Source organism: Pedobacter agri, from assembly GCF_032678665.1.
GTDB classification, from domain to species: domain Bacteria; phylum Bacteroidota; class Bacteroidia; order Sphingobacteriales; family Sphingobacteriaceae; genus Pedobacter; species Pedobacter agri_A.
Window position 1 is genome coordinate 369,973 of sequence record NZ_JAVTSH010000005.1, and the last position, 24,595, is coordinate 394,567.

General features: G+C 37.8%; 18 protein-coding genes. 9 read left to right on the forward strand and 9 right to left on the reverse strand.

Annotated elements, in window-relative coordinates:
• Positions 1-169: 169 nt before the first annotated feature.
• Together R2Q70_RS12870 and R2Q70_RS12875 are read left to right on the forward strand one after the other, a co-directional pair.
• Positions 170-1,123, forward strand: coding sequence for an exonuclease domain-containing protein (locus R2Q70_RS12870; protein WP_316807977.1), 954 nt, complete (start codon positions 170-172; stop codon positions 1,121-1,123).
• Between the two features lie 44 nt (positions 1,124-1,167).
• Positions 1,168-3,033 carry a M1 family metallopeptidase gene (locus tag R2Q70_RS12875; RefSeq protein WP_316807978.1) on the forward strand — a complete coding sequence of 622 codons (1,866 nt, stop codon included), beginning with the start codon at positions 1,168-1,170 and terminating at the stop codon, positions 3,031-3,033.
• Between the two features lie 71 nt (positions 3,034-3,104).
• Here the strand turns inward: R2Q70_RS12875 and queG are convergent, their stop codons facing one another.
• On the reverse strand, positions 3,105-4,040 hold the full coding sequence (gene queG, locus R2Q70_RS12880; RefSeq protein ID WP_316807979.1) for a tRNA epoxyqueuosine(34) reductase QueG: 936 nt from the start codon (positions 4,038-4,040) through the stop codon (positions 3,105-3,107).
• Between the two features lie 136 nt (positions 4,041-4,176).
• Between queG and R2Q70_RS12885 the strand changes: the two genes are divergently transcribed.
• Positions 4,177-4,383 (forward strand): hypothetical protein, encoded by a 207-nt coding sequence (locus R2Q70_RS12885; protein WP_316807980.1) that lies wholly within the window; start codon positions 4,177-4,179, stop codon positions 4,381-4,383.
• Positions 4,384-4,443: 60 nt separating this feature from the next.
• On the opposite strand, the gene R2Q70_RS12890 is transcribed toward R2Q70_RS12885, so the two are convergent.
• From R2Q70_RS12890 to pdxH, 4 genes are all read right to left on the reverse strand, one after another.
• Positions 4,444-5,952, reverse strand: coding sequence for a bifunctional GNAT family N-acetyltransferase/carbon-nitrogen hydrolase family protein (locus R2Q70_RS12890; RefSeq protein WP_316807981.1), 1,509 nt, complete (start codon positions 5,950-5,952; stop codon positions 4,444-4,446).
• A 278-nt stretch (positions 5,953-6,230) separates the two neighbouring features.
• Positions 6,231-7,253, reverse strand: a complete 1,023-nt coding sequence (gene ruvB / locus R2Q70_RS12895; RefSeq protein WP_316807982.1) for a Holliday junction branch migration DNA helicase RuvB — start codon at positions 7,251-7,253, stop codon at positions 6,231-6,233.
• A gap of 31 nt (positions 7,254-7,284) precedes the next feature.
• Positions 7,285-8,184, reverse strand: a complete 900-nt coding sequence (locus R2Q70_RS12900) for a 3-hydroxybutyryl-CoA dehydrogenase (RefSeq protein ID WP_410478381.1) — start codon at positions 8,182-8,184, stop codon at positions 7,285-7,287.
• 804 nt (positions 8,185-8,988) lie between these two features.
• The gene (gene pdxH / locus R2Q70_RS12905; RefSeq protein ID WP_316807984.1) at positions 8,989-9,639 is read right to left on the reverse strand and encodes a pyridoxamine 5'-phosphate oxidase; all 651 of its coding nucleotides are present in this window, start codon (positions 9,637-9,639) and stop codon (positions 8,989-8,991) included.
• Positions 9,640-9,685: 46 nt separating this feature from the next.
• Here pdxH and R2Q70_RS12910 point away from each other — a divergent pair, with 46 nt between their 5' ends.
• Positions 9,686-10,249, forward strand: a complete 564-nt coding sequence (locus tag R2Q70_RS12910) for a YqgE/AlgH family protein (protein ID WP_316807985.1) — start codon at positions 9,686-9,688, stop codon at positions 10,247-10,249.
• A gap of 81 nt (positions 10,250-10,330) precedes the next feature.
• Here the strand turns inward: R2Q70_RS12910 and purE are convergent, their stop codons facing one another.
• Positions 10,331-10,846, reverse strand: a complete 516-nt coding sequence (purE, locus tag R2Q70_RS12915; protein ID WP_316807986.1) for a 5-(carboxyamino)imidazole ribonucleotide mutase — start codon at positions 10,844-10,846, stop codon at positions 10,331-10,333.
• An 84-nt stretch (positions 10,847-10,930) separates the two neighbouring features.
• The gene (locus tag R2Q70_RS12920) at positions 10,931-12,070 is read right to left on the reverse strand and encodes a 5-(carboxyamino)imidazole ribonucleotide synthase (RefSeq protein ID WP_316807987.1); all 1,140 of its coding nucleotides are present in this window, start codon (positions 12,068-12,070) and stop codon (positions 10,931-10,933) included.
• Positions 12,071-12,362: 292 nt separating this feature from the next.
• Between R2Q70_RS12920 and R2Q70_RS12925 the strand changes: the two genes are divergently transcribed.
• Positions 12,363-13,553, forward strand: coding sequence for an NAD(P)/FAD-dependent oxidoreductase (locus tag R2Q70_RS12925; protein ID WP_316807988.1), 1,191 nt, complete (start codon positions 12,363-12,365; stop codon positions 13,551-13,553).
• A gap of 319 nt (positions 13,554-13,872) precedes the next feature.
• Here the strand turns inward: R2Q70_RS12925 and R2Q70_RS12930 are convergent, their stop codons facing one another.
• Positions 13,873-14,562, reverse strand: coding sequence for a hypothetical protein (locus tag R2Q70_RS12930; protein WP_316807989.1), 690 nt, complete (start codon positions 14,560-14,562; stop codon positions 13,873-13,875).
• A gap of 242 nt (positions 14,563-14,804) precedes the next feature.
• On the opposite strand from R2Q70_RS12930, the gene R2Q70_RS12935 reads away from it, so the two are divergent.
• Positions 14,805-17,000 carry a radical SAM protein gene (locus tag R2Q70_RS12935; protein ID WP_316807990.1) on the forward strand — a complete coding sequence of 732 codons (2,196 nt, stop codon included), beginning with the start codon at positions 14,805-14,807 and terminating at the stop codon, positions 16,998-17,000.
• A 151-nt stretch (positions 17,001-17,151) separates the two neighbouring features.
• On the opposite strand, the gene R2Q70_RS12940 is transcribed toward R2Q70_RS12935, so the two are convergent.
• The gene (locus tag R2Q70_RS12940) at positions 17,152-20,379 is read right to left on the reverse strand and encodes an amidohydrolase family protein (RefSeq protein ID WP_316807991.1); all 3,228 of its coding nucleotides are present in this window, start codon (positions 20,377-20,379) and stop codon (positions 17,152-17,154) included.
• A 72-nt stretch (positions 20,380-20,451) separates the two neighbouring features.
• Between R2Q70_RS12940 and R2Q70_RS12945 the strand changes: the two genes are divergently transcribed.
• The 3 genes from R2Q70_RS12945 to R2Q70_RS12955 are packed head-to-tail and all read left to right on the forward strand — an operon-like array spanning position 20,452 to position 24,475.
• Positions 20,452-22,344: an ATP-dependent DNA helicase RecQ gene (locus tag R2Q70_RS12945; RefSeq protein WP_316807992.1), complete on the forward strand. Its 1,893-nt coding sequence runs from the start codon at positions 20,452-20,454 to the stop codon at positions 22,342-22,344.
• A gap of 59 nt (positions 22,345-22,403) precedes the next feature.
• A complete protein-coding gene (locus tag R2Q70_RS12950) occupies positions 22,404-23,711 on the forward strand; it encodes an MFS transporter (RefSeq protein ID WP_316807993.1) in 1,308 nt (435 codons plus the stop codon).
• Positions 23,712-23,737: 26 nt separating this feature from the next.
• Positions 23,738-24,475, forward strand: a complete 738-nt coding sequence (locus R2Q70_RS12955) for a (Fe-S)-binding protein (RefSeq protein WP_316807994.1) — start codon at positions 23,738-23,740, stop codon at positions 24,473-24,475.
• The last annotated feature ends 120 nt before the right edge of the window (positions 24,476-24,595 follow it).

Below are 24,595 nucleotides of genomic sequence, written 5' to 3' on the forward strand. Positions count from 1 at the left end.
ATTAAGCGGCAATTTAAAGCTAGGATTTAACATTGAGAAATAATTTTAAAATTAAATTTTCAAATTAATCCCTCGTTTTACAAACAAATCAATCCTTTTTAGCACTTTTGGGTAAACATGTAAAATCGATCTAGTGTAATGCTATATCATCTTTCTCATATCTAACAAAATGAAATTAAACTTAAAACGTCCGCTAGCCTTTTTCGATTTAGAAGCTACCGGTATAAATGTAGGCGCAGATAGAATTGTAGAGATTGCCATCCTGAAGGCGATGCCAGATGGTACTGAAGAAGTTAAAACCTGGAGGGTGAATCCTGAAATGCCAATTCCTTTGCAAACTTCCTTAATTCATGGTATTTACGATGAAGATATTGCAAATGAGCCTACTTTTAAAGTTTTGGCGAAAGAGATTGCTGCGTTTATTGGGGAGAGTGATTTAGCCGGTTATAACTCTAATAAGTTTGATATACCGATGCTTTTAGAAGAATTTTTAAGGGCAGATATCGATTTCGATATGAATGAACGTAAATTTGTAGATGTGCAGAATATTTTCCACCAGATGGAACAACGTACACTAAAAGCAGCCTACAAATTTTATTGTCAGGAAGATTTAGTGAATGCCCATGCCGCTGAAGCTGATGTGATCGCAACTTATAGAGTGTTGCTTGGTCAGCTGGAAATGTATAAGGAGAAGGAATTCGAAGATAAGCAAGGAAATAAGAGTATTCCGGTTGTAAACGATGTTGATGCCTTACATGTATTTACCAATATTCATAAACCTGTAGACTTTGCCGGACGAATGGTTTATAATGATAAAAACGAAGTTTGCTTTAATTTTGGTAAACATAAAGGCAAAACCACAGCGCAGGTTTTTGCTGTAGAGCCGAGTTATTATGCCTGGATGAAGCAGGGCGATTTCCCGCTTTACACCAAGAAAAAATTAGATGAAGAGTGGGCGAAATTTAACGCAAAGAAAAATGAGAACCGTGCAGCAAAACCACAACAAAATGCACCAGCACAGCGGCCTCAACATCAACAAAAACCACAGCCAAAGCCTGAAAAACCAGCTCAGCCTATAAATACAGATATGTTGGAGCAATTAAAAATGAAATTCGGTAAATAGAGATTTCCGCATCAATATTAGCCGTTACCCGTTAATTATTCAGAATGAAATCAATTAAACTAGTAAGCATTTTGCTGTTCGCTGCAGTTTGTGTAAATGCCCAGGTTCAGCTTCCCATTGAACCGGTGTTTCAAAATACCTATCAAAAAGGAACCCGTTCAATTTCAGGTAAACCTGGTCAGAATTATTGGCAAAATTCTTCAAAATATGATCTAAAAGTTGATTTCAATCCGGTTTCAAGATTGCTAAAAGGAAAAGTTGAAGTGGCTTATACGAACAATAGTCCTGATACCTTGAAAGAAATCTGGTTTAAGCTTTATCCTAACCTATATAAAAAAGGTACACCGAGGAAATCAAAAATTTCTGAATCAGACCTGGGCGAGGGTGTGAAAATTACTTCAGTTTTGCAGGACGACCAACAACTTGGACTCGATCATCTACAAATTGATGGCACTAACATGCAAATCGCCATCCAGCCTTTGTTGCCTGGCAAAACAATTAAATTCAAATTCGATTACAACTATACCGTTAATAAAGGATCGCATGTTCGCACCGGCCAGGTAGATGAAGGTTCTCATTTCATTGCTTATTTTTTTCCGAGAATTGCCGTTTATGATGATGTGGATGGCTGGAACAAATACCCTTACACTGGTTCCGAAGAGTTTTACAACGATTTCGATCAATTTAAAGCACAAATTACGGCACCTGGTGGCTATGCTGTTTGGGCAACCGGCGACCTGAAAAATCCAGCTGAAGTTTTTCAGAAAGAAATTGTGTCGAGAATAGCATCTGCAGAAAAAAACGATGCCGTAGTTGATGTAATTACCGATCAGGATTTAGCAGGCAAGAAAGTAATGCAACCTAATGCCTTCAATACTTTTAAGTTTGAAGCTAAAAATGTTACCGATTTTGTTTTTGCGTTAAGTGACCATTATATCTGGAAGTCTACTAGTTTAGTTGTCGACCCTAAAACAAAACGCAGAACACGGGTTGACGCGGTCTTCAATCCAAAACATAAAGATTATTATGAAGTGATTGACTTTGCCCGCAAAACAGTTGAGTCGATGAGTTATAAATTTCCTAAATGGCCATTTCCCTACAATCACGAAACCATTTTTGATGGTTTAGATCAAATGGAATATCCAATGATGGTAAACGATAATCCTGTAGACAACAGGGAGGATGCCATCACGTTAACAGATCATGAAATTTTCCATACCATGTTCCCATTTTATATGGGCATTAACGAAACAAAATACGGTTGGATGGACGAGGGTTGGGCAACAATAGGTGAGTGGCTGATTTCTCCGATGATTGATTCGACTATTGTGGATGAATATGGTATTCAACCAACTGCTTCATCATCAGGAAGCAAGGACGACACACCGATCATGACCTTAACACCTGATTTAAAAGGTTCTGGAAGTTTTACCAATTCTTATCCAAAACCAGGTTTAGCTTATTTATATGTTAAGGATTATTTAGGAGATGAGCTTTTTACGAAAGCACTTCACAATTACATTAAAAACTGGAATGGAAAACATCCAATGCCGTATGATTTTTTCAATAGCATGAACGAAGGAAGTGGCAAAAACCTGAACTGGTTTTGGAAGCCTTGGTTTTTTGAAGGAGGCGTTTTAGATATGGCAATAAGATCTGTCGAGAAAACTGCTGATGGTTATTCGGTAACGATAGAAAACAAGGGCGTTAAAGCGCTGCCGGTAGATTTAACTTTAGCTTACAGCGATGGATCAAAAGAAACTAATCACAGTAGCATTGGCATTTGGGAAAAAGGAGCGAAGCAGGTTGAAATCAAAATAAAAACCAATAAAAAACTAAGTAAAGTGGTAATGGGAAGCAGCCACGTACCCGATAAGGTTAAAAGCGACAACAGTTTTAACGTGAATTAAGCCGGTTTCTGTCATCGCATGGTATTTAGTAATCTTTCCGAACAGATTGCCTTTTGTAATGCAATGACGGATTACTGCGTTTTCAAAAAATCTATATTTCTTTTTAAGCCTGTTAGCTTCGTTCTTTTTACTGCTGAACCTTTAAAAACCTTTTTAAAAACTTCATCGGTTATCTCTGTCAAATCTTTTTCAGTTAAATCCAATAAACCGTTTTCAGCTTTAAATGCTTCCTCCGAATGTACTTTCGAAAAACGGTTCCAGGGGCACACGTCCTGGCAGATATCGCAACCAAACATCCAATTGCTCATTTTATCTTTAAATTCAGTGGGGATTTCGTTTTTTAGCTCAATAGTCAGATACGATATGCATTTGGTGCCATCAACAACTTGTGGGGCAATGATTGCATCTGTAGGGCATGCATCAAGGCATCGGGTACAGGTTCCACAATGATCGGTTTGGAAAGGGTGATCATAATCCAGTTCTAAATCTACAATCAACTCGGCCAGGAAGAAAAATGAGCCGTCGGTTTTACTGATCAGGTTTGAGTTTTTCCCAACCCAGCCAATGCCTGATTTTTTTGCCCAGGCCCTGTCTAGCACCGGTGCCGAATCAACGAAGGCCCTTCCACTTACTTCTCCAATATTTTCTTCGATGAAATGGGTGAGCGCCTTTAACTTATCTTTAATCACATGGTGATAATCTTGCCCGTATGCATATTTTGAAATTTTAGGCGCATTCGGATCTACCTGTTTTTCTTCCGTGTAGTAATTTAAAGATAAAGAAATCACTGATTTGGCACCATCAACTAGCAGACGAGGATCAAGACGTTTATCGAAATAATTTTCCATATACTTCATCTCGCCATGATGGTTTTTATTCAACCATTGTTCCAGCCGAGGTGCTTCTTCTTCCAAAAATTCGGCCTTTGAAATACCACAAGACAGGAAGCCAAGCCTAATGGCTTCATCTTTTATAAGTTGGCTATATTTTGCAGCATTATTGTACACGAATTGCAAAGATAAGGCTTAAGAAGCAAAACCTTTTTAACAATCGCTTGTTCTATTTACAGAAAACTAAATTAATTAATTGCAGTTCTTTAACATTCAAAGAATTGGATTAAAAGAACCTTACTCAACAACACTTATGGAAAATATAGATCCAAAACATACGGAATCAGGAGAAGCTCCTAAGCCGATAGAAAAAGATTACGAAAGTCATAAAGAAGATCCGGGACCAGCACAACCTGCTGTAACAGAAAAAGATGAAAACGGAGCAGGATCGGTATTAAAATGGATTATTCCAATCGCGGTTATCATTGGTTTAATCGTATGGTTCGCGATGAAAAAATAGTTAGCTTTAGTTTATAATGAACGCCGGTTGTTGATGCGACCGGCGTTTTTTTATTTCGAATTATTTCAAAAGCTTGGTTTGATACAAATCTGTTCTTCTATCCTTCAATACCTTTACTGTTCCATAGTGATGCAATTCATCCAGAAGATGAAGATCAACATCGGCCAATAATACCATTTCGGTATTCGGCGTAGCTTCAGCTTTGATGGCATTGGTTGGAAAAGCAAAGTCGGATGGCGTAAACACGGCAGACTGTGCAAACTGAATATCCATGTTATTAACCTTCGGAAGGTTACCTACGCAGCCCGCAATGGCAACATAACATTCATTTTCAATGGCTCTTGCCTGGGCACAATGCCGAACTCGGGTATAACCGTTTTGTGTATCTGTTAAAAAGGGTACAAATAGGATTTGCATGCCCTGATCGGCATAAATTCTGCTCAGTTCAGGAAATTCGACATCATAGCAGATTAAAATACCTACTTTACCGCAATCCGTATCAAAAACCTGAACCTTATCTCCACCTACCATACCATAATATTTTTGTTCATTTGGCGTGATGTGGATTTTACGGAACTCATCAATCTTTCCCGTTCTGTGACACAGATAGGAAGCATTGTATAGTTTCCCACCATCTAATAAAGGCATACTTCCGGTAATGATATTGATGTTATAACTTAAGGCATATTCATGCATTTTTGCGACAATTTCTTCTGTCTTCTCAGCCAGTTTACGCATGGCTTCGATTTCAGGCAGATGGTTATAAGGCTGCAACAAAGGTGTGTTGAACAATTCCGGGAACATCACAAAATCTGATTTGTATCCACTTACCGCATCGACAAAGAATTCTACTTGTTCATAAAATGATTCCATATCCGGGAACAAACGCATTTGCCATTGTACCAGCCCTAAGCGGATGGTCATGGCCGAACGTGCTGAAGCGTCAAGCCCCTGATAATAAATGTTATTCCACTCAATTAATGTTGCATATTCCTTCGACTCTTTATCGCCAGGGAGATAATTTTTTAACACTTTTCTTACATGAAAATCATTCGAAATTTGAAAAGTTAGGGTAGGATCATAAATCTCCTTTGCCTTCACTTTATCGATATATTGCCTTGGCGAAAGGGTTTGTGCATACTGGTGATAACCAGGAATCCGTCCACCAGCAATGATGCTTTTTAAGTTTAAACTCTCACAAAGTTCCTTTCTGGCTTCATAAAGTCTGCGGCCTAATCTTAACCCCCTAAAATCCGGATGCACAAAAATTTCAATGCCGTATAAGGTATCACCATTTGGATCGTGGGTGGTGAAAGAATAATCTCCTGTGATTAATTTATAGGTATGTCGATCGCCATATTCATCATATTCCACGATAATAGAAAGTGAACAAGCCACCACTTTATCATCAACAGCGATACAAAGCTGGCCTTCAGGGAAAATATTCAGGAGTTTTGCAATACTTGATTTTGGCCATATGGAGCCGCCCATGCTATCATAGGCCTGAACCATAGACTCTTTTAAATCGGCATAATCTTCAAGTGTTAGTTTGCGTATTTCTATATTCATAATGTTTGATTTCTACATTGATGAACAGAGAAATGCCCTAAATGTTCATATTAATTAAGGTTTTATTTAGAATGTCTTTGATTGATGTAGCCTACTTGCGTTATTACGAGTCAAGATTTTTCATCCTGACGTGGCAATCTCATTGCTGAATTTACAGCAATAAGATTGGCACAAACAACAGCTAAAAGATGAGATAATATATTGCGATCGGGTTTTATTAATGGAATAGTATTTTTAGATCACTGTATTTAATAAAACTCTAAATCTTTGAGAAAAACCTAAAATAATTTCCCAGTCTGTCCGGGAAAACTTTTCTTCAAATGTTTGTATGCCGCTTCTGTTACTTCTCGTCCGCGGGAGGTACGCATAATGTAACCTTCCTGAATTAAAAATGGTTCATAAACTTCTTCAATCGTACCTTCATCTTCTCCTACAGCAGTGGCAATGGTTTTTAAGCCCACCGGACCACCTTTGAATTTATCGATTATGGTCACCAGAATTTTATTGTCCATTTCGTCCAAACCATGTTCATCAACATTTAATGCATTTAAAGCATAGTTAGCTATTTCAGGATCAATGTTTCCATTGCCTTTAATCTGTGCAAAATCTCTTGTTCTACGTAGCAATGCATTCGCAATACGAGGTGTTCCTCTGCTTCTGCGGGCAATTTCGTAAGCACCTTCATCATCAATAGGTGTATTCAGAATATCAGATGAACGCAAGACAATAGTGGTCAAAAGTTTTGCATCGTAATATGCCAAACGGCAATTGATTCCAAACCGAGCCCTCAAAGGTGCTGTTAACAAACCCGAACGTGTAGTTGCACCAACCAGTGTAAATGGATTTAGGGAGATTTGTACGGAACGGGCATTTGGACCTGTTTCCAACATGATATCAATCTTGAAATCTTCCATAGCTGAATACAAATATTCTTCAACCAAAGGCGAAAGGCGATGGATTTCATCAATGAATAAAATGTCGCCAGTATCTAGCCCAGTTAGTAAACCGGCTAAATCACCAGGTTTATCAAGTACAGGGCCAGAAGTTACCTTAATTCCGGCACCCATCTCATTAGCAATAATATAAGAAAGTGTCGTTTTTCCTAATCCCGGAGGACCGTGAAGTAGTACATGATCTAACGCTTCGCCGCGAAGTTTAGCAGCCTGAACAAAAATCCTCAGGTTCTCCATCACTTTCTCTTGTCCGGTAAAATCTTCAAAAGCCTGTGGCCTTAAAACCCTTTCAATATCTCTATCGGTAGGCGTTAAGTTGCTTGCATCTGGATCAAGATTTTCATTCATACAGCAAATATAAAATTAAATGCTAAAAAAATTAGGATTTTTTAAATTTATCAGCCACAACTAACTCTTTTGAACCAGCGGTATATTTGTAAAAGCCTTCGCCCGTTTTTGCTCCTTTTTTCCTGGCAGTAACCATATTTACTAATAGGGGACAAGGGGCATATTTAGCGTTTCCAAATCCTTCGTGAAGCACTTTTAAAATGGCTAAGCAAACATCCAACCCGATAAAATCGGCCAGTTGAAGTGGGCCCATGGGGTGTGCCATACCTAATTTCATCACGGTATCGATTTCATGAACACCTGCAACACCCTCATATAGCGTGTAAATGGCTTCATTAATCATTGGCATCAAAATTCTGTTGGCTACAAAACCAGGGTAATCATTTACCTCAACGGGTATCTTTTCCAGGCTTTCAGAAAGCGACATGATGATCTGTGTGGTTTCATCACTTGTTTGGTAGCCGCGAATGACTTCTACCAACTTCATCACAGGAACAGGGTTCATAAAATGCATGCCGATTACTTTGTCTCCACGATTGGTAGCCGCTGCAATTTGCGTGATAGATATTGACGAGGTGTTTGAGGCTAAAATAGCTTCTGCCGGAGCAAACTCATCTAAATCTTTGAAAATTTTAAGTTTCAAATCGATGTTTTCAGTTGCGGCTTCAACCACCAGATCTGCATTTTGAATACCTTCTTGCATTACGGTAAACGTGTTGATGTTTTCCAGCGTTGCTGTCTTTTGATCTTCTGTCAAAGTTCCTTTTGAAATTTGGCGATCGAGATTTTTGGTGATGGTTAGCAAAGCTTTATCAAGCGCTTCCTGACTGACATCGATCAGATTTACCTGGTAGTTAAACTGGGCAAAAACATGCGCAATTCCATTTCCCATTGTGCCCGATCCAATTATTGAAATATTTTTAATCATGATAAAACTGATTTTGGTTAGCTTTTAATTTAATTTTTTCCATGAGGTTTTCAAATATATCGTTTACGCACTAATAATGATAATTGTTTTCATTTGTTAGATTTATTCGGATGCTGATTTCTATTGGTCGGTTTACCTGGCCATTTAATCATATCGCCGATTTACTACAACCTGAGTCTTGCATGAAAAGGCTTCGTTAGTTACCAAACGCAATCATGATCCAACCACAATAATAATTTCGCTTTTGTACAAACAAGCTAGCTCAGCATTAATATTTGAGTAGTCATTTATTTACAAAAGTTCAAGATAAAATCATTAAAAATGAAGAAAAGCTTTACCATAAATGGTAAGAAATTTTTTACTCAAGGCATTTTTGAATGCCCAACCGCAAAAAAAACAACTTTTATTTAATTGACAATGAGAGCCGATAGAAAATATATTTGGTTAACCTAATTATTCGAAATAAATGTTTAATAAATACTGTTTAATTCATTGATTTACAAAAATTTAAAGTTAAAATATGTTAACATGAATGTTATTTTTTTTAATCAAATAATTAGTCGACACAAAGATCATGTTTGTCGATACTGGCTTTTTTTACGACATAATTTGACGGAAATTTGATTCATCAAGAAAACAAAAAAGCGTTTTAATTGCTTGATAAATAAAAAGAAATATTTGTCGGCGTTTTCATCAAAACACAACGATTTTATATAAAGATACTTCCTAGTAAATTTAGGTTAGTTAATGATTAGTTAGAATAGAGATATGGCTGGATGGCGTATCTCTATTTATTTTTAAGGGTTATTATGGCGCTAACCTGTTCTTTACCCAGCTACCTTTTACCAATTCAAAATTTATTCTGTCATGCAGCCGGCTGCGACGGCCTTGCCAAAATTCAATTCGGGTTGGTTTTACAATATAACCACCCCAGTGTGCAGGTTTAACAATTGTCTTACCATCACTTTTAGCTTTTAGTTCTTCGAATTTTTCTTCCAAAAAAGCCCTGTTAGGAATAATCTGGCTTTGAGGAGATGCTACAGCACCAATCTGACTTGCAACCGGGCGTGTAACGAAATATTCTTCAGAAGTTTCTTTATCTAATTTTTCTACCGTTCCTTCAATTCTCACCTGTCTTTCTAAATCAGGCCAAAAGAAAACTAGTGCAGCATAAGGATTGCGTTTCAATTCTTTCCCTTTGGCACTCAGGTAATTAGTAAAAAACCTAAAACCATCTTCATCAACACCTTTTAGCAAAACAATTCTGGCATCAGGTTTACCGGCTTTATCGGCAGTTGCCAAAGTCATTACATTTGGTTCATAAACCTGTGCTTCCACAGCATTGTCAAACCATTTTTTAAATTGAGTAATAGGATTGTTATCTACGTCAGATTCATCTAACGTGGCGCTTTTATAATCTTGGCGCAGGTTTTGTAGAAATTCGTTTGTAACTTGCATTTAACAAAAATAGGCATCTTTTACGGTGCTACAAATGATTATCGTCATGCTAAACAATATAAAACCAAAAACCGGCCGATTATTAATTTCAGAACCCTTTATGGCTGACCCTAATTTTAAACGTTCTGTGGTTTTATTAACTGAACATGGTGAAGAGGGAACGGTTGGTTATATTTTAAATCAGGTTGGTAATTTGCTTCTAAAAGATGTTATTCAGGATTTATGGGACGCAAACAATCATATTTATTTCGGCGGACCAGTTGCTGCAGATACCTTACATTTCATTCACAGGGCTTATGATAAGTTACAAAGCGGAGAAGAAATTGGCAATGGTATTTATTGGGGAGGTAATTTCGAAACCCTAAAAATCTTGATCAATTCAAATGCCATTCAGGAAGATGAAATAAAGTTTTTTATGGGTTATTCTGGTTGGGATGATGGGCAATTAACCAGAGAGCTGGAACAAAATGCCTGGATGGTTAGTGATATCTCTAGTCCGGAAATTATTTTTGGAAACGATGATGAACAACTTTGGAGGGATGTGATTGTAAACCTGGGCCCGAAATATGCACACGTTAGCAATTTCCCTGCAGACCCAAGTTTGAATTAAATTATGGTCAGAAAGGTTAGCAGTCGGAAGACCGAAGTGATGAGTTTTAAAAAATAAAATCATCTGATTTCCGACATCTGACTACATATTTTCAGCGCTTTCTTCCACTTTTCTCCTCAATTCATCTTTATAAGCCTGCATTTTCACAGTCAATGACTCATCTGCGGTAGCTAAAATTTGAGCAGCCAATAAACCTGCATTCTTCGCAGCATTTAAAGCTACTGTTGCTACCGGAATACCGTTTGGCATTTGCAAAATGGATAAAATACTATCCCAGCCATCAATAGAATTAGAAGATTTTACCGGAACGCCAATTACAGGTAATGTGGTAATTGATGCAACCATTCCGGGTAAGTGTGCAGCACCACCAGCACCAGCAATAATTACTTTTAAACCTCTTACTTGTGCTTCTTTTGCGTAATTAAACATGCGTTCTGGTGTTCTGTGAGCAGAAACAACCGTAATTTCATAGTCAATTCCAAATTCTTTTAAAACATCAGCAGCATCTTGCATTACGGGTAAGTCAGATTTACTGCCCATTATTATACCTACTAACCCCTCCGCCCCTAAAGGGGAACTTGAATTTCCAATGCTCATATCTATTCTATATATTTTTGTATTTTAAATTTTCCGAGTGCTTTTCCACTATGCCAGTCGTTCCCCCTTTAGGGGGCTAGGGGGTTAAGCTATAACCTTTAATGTTTTTTGGACGTATCTTGCTTTTTCAATAGCTTTTTCTCTGTCGATATCAACAATGGTTACATGGCCCATTTTGCGGAAAGGTTTTGTATATTTTTTACCGTAAAGATGTACAAACACACCATCGATGGCTAAAATCTTTTCGAGATTTTCGTACTTAGCAACCCCCTCAGAACCCTTTTCACCAAGCAAATTAATCATAATTGCATTAGTGATGCTGGTTGTATCGCCCAATGGCAAATTATAAATAGAGCGTAAATGTTGCTCAAATTGTGAAACATAGTTACCCTCAATGGTTTGGTGACCGCTGTTATGTGGGCGAGGAGCAACCTCATTTACCAATATTTCGCCATCCCTGCAAACAAACATTTCGACTGCTAAAATACCAGTAATGTTCATCGATGAAGCGATGTTTTTTGCGATGTTTTCTGCTTTCTGCTGTAAACTTTCTGCATAAGTAGATGGAGAAATTAAAAACTCAACCAGGTTTGCTTCCGGATTGAATTCCATTTCCACCATGGGGAAAGTTTTCATGTCGCCATTTGAGTTGCGGGCAACAATTACCGCTACTTCCTTTTCAAAATCAACCAGTTTTTCGATAATGCATGGTGCATCAAAGGCTTTATCCAAATCGGCAGCGCTATTGATTTTCATCACACCTTTACCATCATAACCGTCTTTTCTGAGTTTCAAAATATAAGGAAAAGGAATATGGCTGTTTTCCATATCGTCCTTTGTGTTTACAATTTGAAAAGGAGAGGTCGGAATATCATTTTCTTTAAAAAATTGCTTCTGTACGCCTTTATCCTGAATTAAACGAATCACCCTCGATTGTGGAAAAACCTGTTTTCCTTCTTTTTCCAGTTGCTCTAAAGCTTCAATATTAACCTTTTCTATTTCAATAGTAATGATGTCGGCCTTCTTTCCGAAATTATAAACGGTATCAAAATCAGTTATCGAACCGTTCTCGAAATAATTTGCAATGTGTTTACAAGGTGCGTCAGGGTCAGGGTCTAAAACCAACGAGTTTACGTTATAATTAATCGCTTGTTGAATGAGCATTCGGCCTAATTGTCCGCCACCTAAAATCCCTAATTTTAATTCGCTAATTTGTTTTGCCATCAATAAGATAGATTTTTAAGACGCAAAAATAGAAAAAAGAACAAGGATAAAGGCACAATAGTTAATTTGTATCACTTAAATTTCGAAGCGCAAAGGCATAGCAAGTATTAAAATTCCGTCCCGCTTTCCGTTTCAATCTTTTTAGGTTTTGTCAATCGTCGCCATTTCCGTCATTGCGAGGAGGCACGACGTGGCAATCTTTTTCGAAAGTACTTTGAAAAAGTATTTTCACTACAATCGGGGCTATTAAAAACAGGCACAACAATAAACCTAAAACTTATAACTTTGCCACATGAATGCTGATGCAATAATTATTGGTGCAGGTGCTTGCGGATTAATGTGTGCAGTACAGGCCGGTTATTTAGGTAAAAAGGTAATTGTACTCGAAAAAAATGAAAAACCTGGTGCGAAGATTTTAATTTCTGGAGGTGGTCGCTGCAATTACACCAATCAATTTGCCTCAGCAGACCAATTTATTTCCGCAAATCCACATTTCATCAAATCATCTTTTACACAATGGACGGTTGATGATACCGTTAGCTTTTTTGAAACTTATGGCATCCAGGGCAAGGAAAAAACTTTAGGACAGTTATTTCCTGATGAAAAAAATGCTAAAGATGTAGTGCAGGTTTTTACTTCAATTTGCGAAGATTTCGGTCAGGAAATTCGTTGCAATGCCGATGTTAAAGACATTGAAATATTACCAAACGGCTTTCAGGTTAGTTATGAAAAGAATGGGAAAAAAGTTGTTGTAACGGCTGAGAAACTTGTTATCGCCACTGGCGGATTACCCATTCCTAAAATGGGTGCTACTGATTTTGCTTTACGTTTTGCCCGCAAACACGATTTAAAAATTGTAGAAACAGCACCGGCTTTGGTTCCGCTTACCATCACTGGAAAAGATGAAGAATGGTTTGCGCAACTGTCAGGCAATTCAGTTTTTTGCGAAGTGAGCAACGATGAAATTTCTTTCGAAGAGAATATTTTATTTACACATTGGGGTTTAAGCGGACCAGCCATTTTACAAATCTCTTCGTTCTGGAGAAGAGGTGAGGTGGTTAACCTTGATTTGTTACCACATCAAAATATTGTTTCGCTTTTGGATGATGAACGGAAATCCAACGGCAAAACACTATTATCAACTTTGTTGAATAGATTTTATACCAAGAAATTTACTGATGCTTTGGGTAAGTTTTTACCTTTAAGCAAACCTGTTGCTTCATTAACAAATATTCAAATTCAATTAATTGAGCAAACCATACATCAATTCAAAGTTAAACCCGCCGGCGATAAAGGTTATGATAAGGCCGAAGTAATGCGGGGAGGAATCGACACCAGCGAAATTTCTTCTAAAACGTTGGAATGCAAAAAGATTCCGAACTTGTTTTTCGGAGGAGAATGTCTGGACGTTACAGGCTGGCTGGGTGGCTATAATTTCCAATGGGCCTGGGCAAGTGGATTTGTAATCGCACAAAATATTTAGCAATTAGCATATTAACCTTATAGGTTTTGAAAACCTATAAGGTTTTTGAAGCAATTGCAAACAAATAAGCCTTCTATTTCCGTGTTTTCTGTGTTTCCGTGGCGAATGTGATCGATTTCCGTCATTGCAAGGAACGAAGCAATCTTAAAGCGATAGATTTAAACAGCGAAAGTTGTAGGATTGCTTCATCCCTCGCAATGACGACCGCATTAGAAAATGCAATAGTTCTGAGTATTTCATGTTTCTTAGGCATGCTCGCAAATGACGACCGCCTTAAAAAAGCATTAAATTCGGCGTATTCTATGTTCCCGTGGCAAAATCACAAATAAACATTCGGCATAATTTCCCATGCCCAAGGCTTTTTGAACGTTTTGAAAGTCCTCAATTGAGAAAAATATAACACCTCACTGGTTTTGCGATTAGCCACATCCCGCCGGTGCAGATTGCCAACAGTTGTAAATAATTCACGGGTTTTAAAATCATAAACTCGTTCAGTCATGTCGCCCGTGTTTTGATTAAAATATAGGTTAATAGCACTGGTTAAAAACCAATCTTTGTTTTCAAATTTGAAGGTGTAACCCATTTCCCAGCGCCATTCTGCACCGCCCTGAAAACGCAAATACAATTGCTGGTCTTTAATTCCGATTTGATTTAACGGGTCGCCAAGTTTTCCGCCTTCTTCAGAACGTAAAATGAAATCGTTGTTTTGCGTGGATAAACGATAATTTCCAGTTACTTTATCCTTAAAATAAATAGCCAGAATACGTGGCTTCTGTGTTTCTTTAATAATTTCAGAATTGTTATCGCCATAAGTTCTGGCTTCATCAGTAATTTTATTCGATTCAAAAATTACAGCCAAATCTTCAGTTTCATCATTATTTAAATCACCGTTTGCAGTTTCAATTATCGTCCAGTTGTTTGGGGTCAGTTGCTCAACAGAAGATCCTTGCGTTTTTACTTTTGGAAAAATAAATGTTTTCTGAGCAAAGCTGATTTGCGTAAAAAGCATGATAAGGAAAAGGAAATTCAAAACTTTCATTAAAGTAAAAATGGCGTTGATGTAGTTTTAAAACGTTTAGAATGAAGATTTAGTTTAAGCACAATCCTAACAAAGCCGTTATGCTGAATATATTTTAGCATCTCTAAACCATAAAAAACGCAGATCCCGAAATTTCAGGACAGGTTACCATCGTTTTATAAACCCCATCTTCTAAAAAATTCCCTTACTTTTGCAGAAAAAAATATTTCCTTTTGAAAACCGAAATCTTCGCCATTACGCCGCCTTTTACACAACTGAATACTCCTTATCCAGCAACGGCATATATCAAAGGATTTTTAAACACTAAAAATATTTCTTCAACCCAGACTGATTTAGGTATTGAAGTGATTTTAGAATTGTTTTCGAAAAAAGGATTAGCGAATTTATTTGAGGCCAGCAATCAGAAAACTAAAAGCGATAATGCAAAACGCATTTTAGCACTAAAGGATGAGTACTTAAAAACCATTGATGCTGTAATTGCTTTCCTTCAGGGGAAAAACCCAACATTGGCGCTGCAAATTTGTGGTGATGATTTTCTGCCTCAAGCATCTCGATTCGCCCAATTGGAAGAATTGGATTGGGCTTTCGGTGCCATGGGAACACAAGATAAAGCCAAACATTTAGCAACACTTTATCTCGAAGATATTTCCGATTATATTGTAGAATGCATCGATGAAAATTTCGGTTTTAGTCGGTATGCCGAGCGGTTGGGTCGAAGTGCAAATTCGTTCGACGAACTTTATACTGCTTTACAACAAGAGCCAACCTACATCGACAAAATTTTAATTTCAATTTTGCAGAATAAAATAGCAACGGTTCAGCCAAAACTGTTTTTGATTTCTGTGCCTTTTCCTGGAAATTTATACAGCGCTTTCCGTTGTGCGCAATGGGTAAAGGCAAATTACCCTGAAATTAAAATATCAATGGGTGGCGGTTTTCCAAATACCGAATTACGTTCACTATCCGATAAAAGAGTTTTTGAGTTTTTCGATTTTATCACGCTGGATGATGGAGAACTGCCAATCGAATTGTTGATTCAGAACATCAGCGGAACGGTTCCAAAAGAAATGCAAATGTACAAACGTACATTTCTTTTAGAAGATGGCGAAGTTGCTTATAAAAACGATTCGTTTAGAAAAGATTATAAACAAGTTGATGTCGGTACGCCAGATTATGCCGGTTTATTTTTAGATAAATACATTTCGGTAATAGAAATTGTAAACCCAATGCACCGCATGTGGAGCGATGGGCGTTGGAATAAATTGACAATGGCGCATGGCTGTTATTGGGGAAAATGCACTTTCTGCGATATTTCATTGGATTATATTAAAGTTTATGAGCCCGTTCAGGCAAAGCAAATTGTTGATCGGATTGAAGATTTATATGCCAAAACTGGTCAAAATGGTTTTCACTTTGTGGATGAAGCCGCTCCACCAGCATTGATGCGTGAGGTTGCTTTGGAAATTATCCGCAGAAAGCTAGCGGTAACCTGGTGGACAAATATTCGTTTCGAAAAAAGTTTTACTGCTGATTTATGTTTGTTACTAAAAGCATCTGGCTGCATTGCTGTTTCTGGTGGTTTGGAAGTGGCATCTGATAGGTTATTAAAATTAATTGATAAAGGTGTAACCGTTGAACAGGTTGCGAAAGTAACACGGAATTTTACTGCCGCTGGCATCATGGTTCATGCATATTTGATGTATGGTTATCCAACCCAGACCATTCAGGAAACGGTTGACAGTCTGGAAATGGTTCGGCAGTTGTTTGAAGCTGGAGTTTTACAATCCGGTTTCTGGCATCAATTTGCCATGACGGCACATAGCCCGGTGGGCATGTATCCTGAGAAATTTGGTGTGGTTAAAGAAACAGAAACTATCGGAACCTTTGCCAATAACGATATTAATTACATCGACAAAACGGGCATAGACCATAATAAATTCAGTTACGGATTGAAAAAATCGTTATTCAACTTTATGCATGGAATTTGTTTCGATTATGAACTGCAAGACTGGTTCGATTTTAAAATTCCAAGGACCAAAATTTCAGCTGATTTTATTGAAAGAGCCTTAAACGACGACAATAATTTCAATACAAAACCGACTGCAAAAGTAGTTTGGATAGGAGGAAAGCCATCAGCAGAATTCTTTACTAAATCGAAAAAAGGTAATACATGGGAAATGGCTTCCTTAACTTTTCATGATAAAAAAGAGAGTTTTACCGTTCAAACCAGTAAAAACGAAGGTGAATGGCTGATGTCGATTTTAGAAAAAATCCATATTTCGAACGAAAAGGTTTTTTCTTTTGCTGAAGTTAAAGCTGATTTTGAAACCGAAATGGAAAACTTCGAATTGTTCTGGTATTCCAAACCGGTAAATAACTTGAGGGAATTTGGTTTGTTGGTACTTTAATCTACAACAAACATTATGTAATCGTCATTTCGACCGTGGTGGAGAAATCTTTGAACTTACCTGATGGAAAATCCAAAGATTTCTCTCCCGAATTTTCGGGACTGCGCTACAGTCGAAATGACGGAGTAATTGAGTGGTTATAAGAACTATTTTAATCGCAGTGCGGAACTGTAAAAGTCCAGGTTTCTGATTCTCCGTTTGGAATGATATAGCCGGTTCCTTTTGCACTTTCAAACCATAATTTGCCACGAAGTTTCTCTCTAGTGCCTACTTCATTCATGGTGGCACTATCATACAAACGGCCATTAATCATTACATATTTAATCTTTTCAGAGTTACGGATATCATCCAAAGGATTGGCATCCATAATCACCAAATCAGCTAATTTTCCAACTTCTAAAGAACCGATTTCTTTATCCATTCCTAAATAATGCGCTCCGTTTAAAGTTGCATTTCTAATGGCTTGTAATGGAGAAAAACCGCCTTGAACAAACATCCAAAGTTCCCAGTGTGCACCTAAACCTTGAATTTGTCCGTGGGCACCCAAGTTTACTTTTGTGCCGCCATCAGCAATTTGTTTGGTGGCTTTTGCAATGTCGATGTGGTTGTAATCGCTATATTCAGAAGTGGTTCTACGCCTTGCTCTCGAATCGATAATCGAACGTGGCGTGTAACTCATTAACTTTTCGTTTTCCCAAACATTGGTTCTGTCGTACCAATAATTTTCGCCCCACTGACCGCCATAAGCCACAATTAAAGTAGGCGTGTAACCCACAGTTGTATTGTTCCAAAGCGTGGTTACGTCTTTATAAACCGGTAAAACCGGAATACTGTGTTCAATTCCGGTGTGGCCATCCGCAACCATATTCATGTTATGAAAAAACGTTGAACCGCCTTCAGGTACAACTTCCATTTTTAATTGGCGAGCCGCCTCTAAAATCTGTTGGCGTTGCTCCCTGCGTGGTTGGTTGTAGGATTTTACTGAAAATGCACCAACTGCTTTTAAGCGTTTTAGATTCGCCAAAGCATCATCTAAACTGTTTATTACAACTTTAAAATCACCATCGGCACCATATAAAATTCCGCCAGTTGAATAAACTCTAGGGCCAACCATTCTACCAGCTTTTAACATTTCGCTTTGGCTGAAAACCATTTCCGTATTGCTTGATGGATCATGCGATGTGGTTACACCAAAAGCCAGATTTGCCAAATAACTCCAGTCACTTTGTGGTGAAATGCCATCCGGACTGGTGCGTAAATGCGCATGAACATCAATAATTCCCGGCATAATGGTTTTACCATGTACATCAATCACTTTTGCATTTGCAGGAATAGTTACTGCATCGGCTTTGCCAATTGAGGTAATTTTATTGCCGTCAGTTAAAATTGTTCCGTTTTCAATTACTTCATCACCCTTCATCGAAATAATCCTGGCACCTTTAAGTGCTACAATTCCCGTTGGCGCATCTGATTTTAGCGTTAAATTGATTTCAACGGAAGAGGCCTGAGTTTTCGGTGTAGAACCATTAAAATTGAAAGCACTGTTTACATCGATGGTAAAATATTTCGGGCCTAATGTCCAATGTAGATTTTTACTGTCTGCACTCCATTGCATGTAAGTTCCGCCATCGGTAGTCACTTTTGCAACAGGAATGGCTTTGTTTCCAGCCGATGCATCTTGGGCTGTACCCACATTAATCATCGGTGTGATGTATACATTAAAAAGCTCATTAAAAGCCAGCCACTTATTATCCGGACTAACCACAAACTGATTGGCATATTGAGAAGTGAAATGCGTTCTTTCGTTTGCGCCATTCAAATCAATACTTTTCAAAGCTTTCTTTCCATCAGCATAACTTTGGAAATAAATTCGGGTATCGCTATTATTAAATGATGGTTTTATTCCGTTATCTGATACCAGTGTTTTCGAACCACCATTAGCAGCCATTGTGAAAATACCGGTTCCACGACCGTAATTATATCCTAAGACATCATTTCCACTTCCTTTCCGGAAAACGATTTTATCACCTTTGGTTGAATACTGAGGCGAATAGTAAAAGCCTTTTTCATCACTTAAGGTTATGGTTTTTCCTGATTTTAAATCAGCTCTTTTAATCGCTCCACGAAGTTCATCGCTCCAGCTAACATAAACTACAAATTTTCCATCCGGACTAAAAGCAGGTTCAAACTCAAAATCTAAACCATTGGTTAAACGCTCAGGTGTGCCATTTGGTAATTCCTGTTTATAAAGATATCCGGCAGCGTTAAATACAATTGTTTTGCCATCCGGCGATGTAGTTAACTGTCTCAACATTTTGGCAGAGAAATCATTATTGAAAACTTGCTGCTCGAAATGTAAAGCCTGCTGAACAGTTTGAACTGTATTTGCCTGGAAAGGAATTGTTGAAGTAATTAGCGATGCAAGTTCCGTTTTTCTGATTTTTCCTTTTGCGTAAAATACTAAACTTTTGCTATCTGGTGTCCAGGCAAAGTTTGGATAAACACCAAAGATTGCCCAAGTCTCTTGCTGGTCATGTGATAAATCTTCATTTACAGGCCATTCCTCACCCGTTTTAATGTTTTGAACGTATAACATAGATTTTAATCTGACACGTTTTACAAAAGCAATTAAGTTTCCATCGGGAGATACTTGAGGTCTGCAAGCACCACCTTGCTCATTAATTAAAGTTGTTAATTTTCCGGTCGTTAAATCCAGTTGACGAATGGCGTAAATTGTGCCGTTCGGATCTTTACTATATTCGAAATTTGGTCCGGGTGTAACATCCTCACTAAAATAAACGTATCTGCCATCAGGCGAAACATTGGGCTCTCCGGCATCTTGCTGGTCGTTTTTACGTTTGGTTAACTGTACGCCATCGCCACCATTAATACTGTACATCCACATTTCACCGGCACCTAAAGAACGACCAGCCGTAAAGTGTTTTCTGGCTACAATATATTCGCTGTTTGGCATCCAGGTTGCATTATTTAACAACCTAAAACTTTCTTTGGTTACTTGCTTTTTATTTGAACCGTCCCGGCTCATCATCCAAATGTTATCACCACCACTTTTATCACTGGTATAAGAGATGTATTTACCATTCGGGCTAAACCTCGGCTGAACATCATAAGCGATTCCGCCACTGATTAGCTTAGCTTGTCCGCCAGCAATTGGCATTGTATAAATGTCACCCAATAAATCAAATACAATTTCCTGCCCGTCCGGACTCACGTCAAGATTCATCCAGGTACCTTCATCGGTGTTTAAAGTGAAGTTTTTGGTTGTACCCTGATATTTCTCGACATCCCACTTTTTTTCCTGGGCATTTGTGGTTAGAAATAAAAGTGTAAGCGCAGATAGGTAGTAGAGTTGCTTCATCTAAATATTGATTAATTGTGGCGCAATTTAGTAATATAACAAGCTTTTTTATAGTTTTGATACCGCCGATTTATGACAGCAATAGAGATTTTACAAAAATATTGGGGACACCAGGCTTTCAGACCCTTACAGCAAGATATCATCACTTCAGTTTTGGAGGGAAATGATAGCCTGGCATTGTTGCCAACCGGCGGAGGCAAATCTATCTGTTTTCAGGTTCCTGCATTAGTAAAAGAAGGAATTTGCATTGTCGTTTCACCATTAATTGCGTTGATGAAGGATCAGGTAGAAAACCTGAAATCAAAAGGAATTGAGGCCATTGCCATTTACGCAGGCATGGGAAAACGTGAAATCGATATCCTGCTGGATAATTGCATTTATGGCAAAATCAAATTCCTGTATCTATCGCCAGAAAGGTTATTGTCTGATTTAGTTCGTGTACGCATTTCTTATATGAACGTTAATCTTATCGCTGTTGATGAAGCACATTGTATTTCGCAATGGGGCTACGACTTCCGCCCACCTTATCAGCAGATTTCCAAACTAAGGGAAATTCTTCCTGATGTACCTATTTTGGCATTAACCGCTACAGCAACAGAATTTGTTCGAAAAGATATCGTAGAAAAGCTGGAGATGAAAAATCCCCAGGTATTTGTTAAAAGTTTTGCAAGAGATAATTTAAGCTACGTGGTTTTCGGACAGGAAGATAAATACAAAAAGTTGATAGAAATTTGCAGAAACGTAAAGGGTACAGGATTAGTTTATGTACGTAACCGGAGGGAAACCGCTGAGGTTTCAAATTTTATCAACCGCAATCAAATTAAAGCCGATTTTTACCATGCCGGTTTAGAACGCGATGTTCGTTTTCAAAAACAAGAAGATTGGAAGCAAAATAAAACGCGGATTATGGTGGCTACGAATGCATTTGGTATGGGCATTGACAAGGCTGATGTTCGCTTTGTAGTGCACCTGGATTTGCCAGAAAGTTTAGAAGCCTATTATCAGGAAGCCGGAAGAGCTGGTCGCGATGAGAAACGAAGTTACGCCGTTTTACTGGCCAATCAATCTGATGTCTTAAGTCTGGAATCTCGCTACATCAACAGTTTTCCATCGCCAGATGAAATTAGAAAAGTTTATCATTATCTGGGAAATTATTTTCAGTTGGCATTTGGAGCAGGAGAGGGTTTGACCTTCACTTTTGATATAGCTGATTTTTGCAAACGATTTAACATTAGTGTGTTAAAAACAATTTCTGCATTGAAATTTTTAGAACATGATGGTTACATCACTTTATCTGAAAGTGTTTTTTTACCCTCCCGATTGATGTTCATTGTTGGACATGAAGATGTTTACCGCTTTCAAATTGAAAATAAAGCCTATGATGGAGTAATCAAAACCATCTTACGATCTCATGGCGGAGCGTTTGATGGGTTTGTAAAAATTAATGAGGCAGATTTAGCAAAGAAACTGGGAATCTCTTTTAAAGATATAATCGCTGTGCTAAACAAACTCCAATCCATTGAAATGCTCACGTATATTCAACAAACCGATCAACCACAGTTGCAATATGTTCGTGCAAGGGTAGATATGGATCATTTTGATCTCGATGTAAAGTACCGCGAACTCAGAAAAGAGATCTTGCTAAAACAAGTTAATGCTGTTGTGGCTTACACTACATCTAATAAATGTCGAAGTATTCAGCTATTAAATTATTTCGACGAACACAATGCGACAAAATGCGGTGTTTGCGATGTTTGCCTGGCAGAAAAAAGAGCAGAGAATGAATCGAAATTGAGTGATGAAATTTCATTCGAAATCATTTCTTTACTTCAGCAACAGCCGTTGAGTTTAGATGATTTGGTCATCCACATCAAAAATGGTGTGGAAAACGATAGGATGGATTCGATTAGAGAACTATTAGATGCAGGTAAGATAAAAACTGATGGGAAGAAATATTATCTTTGATTTTAGAATTACGATTTTAAATTATCACTACTAAAAATTACAACTTTCAAAACCTATCCATGATAGAGAAAAACAATAAGAAAACCATCCGCTCATGGGCTTTCTTCGATTGGGCAAACTCAGCCTATAATTTGGTTATTACTTCAACAATTTTTCCCGCATATTACACCATCATCACCACTACAAAAGAACATGGTGATAAAGTAACCTTTCTGGGTAGAACATTTGTAAATACCTCTTTGTCTAATTATGCACTATCGTTTGCATACCTTATGATGGCGTTGGCCTTGCCAATATTATCATCTATTGCAGATCGGCGAGGCAATAAAAAGTCATTCATGAAATTCTTTACCTACATGGGTGGATTATCTTGTATGGCCTTGTATTTTTTTAAGCTGGATACCTTGCAAATCAGTATCTTATTTTTTGTACTTGCAGCGATGGGTTATATCGGTGGAGTGCTTTTCAGCAATTCTTACTTGCCAGAAATCGCAACTGAAGAACACCAGGACCGGGTTAGCGCACAAGGATTTTCTTACGGGTACGTGGGCTCCGTGGTCCTTCAATTGATTTGTTTTTTGTTCGTACTTAAACCTGAATGGTTTGGGATTGTTGATGCATCATTCCCACCGCGATTATCGTTCCTTTTGGTGGGCATATGGTGGATTGCTTTTTCACAAATACCATTTGCAGTACTACCCAATGGAACACCTCAAACCGGAAAAGTAAAAACTAATATCATAAAAGATGGCTTCAGTGAATTAACTAAAGTTTGGCAACAACTAAAGTTGATAAAGAAATTGAAAGGTTTTTTGCTGTCGTTTTTCTTTTATTCAATGGGTGTTCAAACCATTATGTTAGCAGCTGCAGGTTTCGCAGAAAAAACTTTAAAATTAGGAACTGCCAAGCTTATCGCAGTTATCCTGATTATTCAGCTGGTTGCTATCCCTGGTGCATTACTCATGTCTTTTTTAGCAAAGAAGTGGGGAAATGTAAATGTACTGATGATGGTGGTGGTAATCTGGATTGGTTGCTGCATTTACGGCTACAACATTACCAATGAATATCAATTTTATTCCTTAGCGGCGATTGTGGGCCTAATCATGGGTGGAATCCAGTCGCTGTCACGTTCTACTTATTCGAAATATCTGCCAGCAAACACGCCTGACAGTACATCATTTTTTAGTTTTTATGATGTAACTGAAAAGCTTGCAATTGTAATTGGCCTTTTCAGTTTCGCCTACATTGAAGATCTCACCGGAAATATCCGTTATTCGATTATCGCTTTGGCATCATTTTTTATAGTTGGCCTGGTGTTTTTAGCGCTCTTGAAAAAAATCGAACGCAAAGAAATAGTAAAATTGTAAGTTTGTAGGCTAAAGAATACCTGTTGATGAAAGTAGAATTGTTTGTTCCCTGTTTTGTAGACCAATTATATCCCGAAACCGCTTTTAATACGTTAAGATTATTAGAAAAATCAGGATGTAAAGTAGAATACAATTCAAAGCAAACGTGTTGCGGTCAGCCGGCCTACAATGCTGGTTACTGGGACGAAGCCAAAGAAGTTGGCACTAAATTTTTAAACGATTTCACAGAAAACACTTACGTGGTTGCACCATCAGCTTCCTGTGTTGGAATGGTAAAAGGTGGTTACAACGATTTATTTACCAATACAATCGTTCACAACAAATGCCGCAGTCTGCAATCAAACATCTGGGAGCTTTCAGATTTTTTAATTAACGTAGCTAAGAAAGATTATTTCGGAGCAGAATTAGAAGGTAAAGCCGTTTATCACGATTCTTGCAGCGCTTTACGCGAATGCAAAATTAAAGACGAACCTCGTCAGCTTTTATCAAAAGTACATGGTTTAGAAATGCTCGAACTTGCCGACAATGATATGTGTTGTGGTTTTGGTGGTACATTCGCTGTAAAATTCGATGCAATCTCTTCTGCAATGGCAGAACAAAAAGTTAATCATGCACTTGCTCAACAAGCTGATTATATTATTTCTACGGATCTTTCTTGTCTTTTGCATCTTCAGGGTTACATTGACAAAAATAACCTGCCAATTAAAACCATGCATATTGCCGATGTTTTATGCAATGGTTGGTTAGAAAGCACTGAATACTAGATTGATAGGTTTTATGAAACGCGGTTTAACGATTTTTAACAACATTTATGTTAAATCTGCAATACCTTTATTAAACCTTTTCCCGAATTCTTAATCAAACTCGAGCAAAACATAAACAAT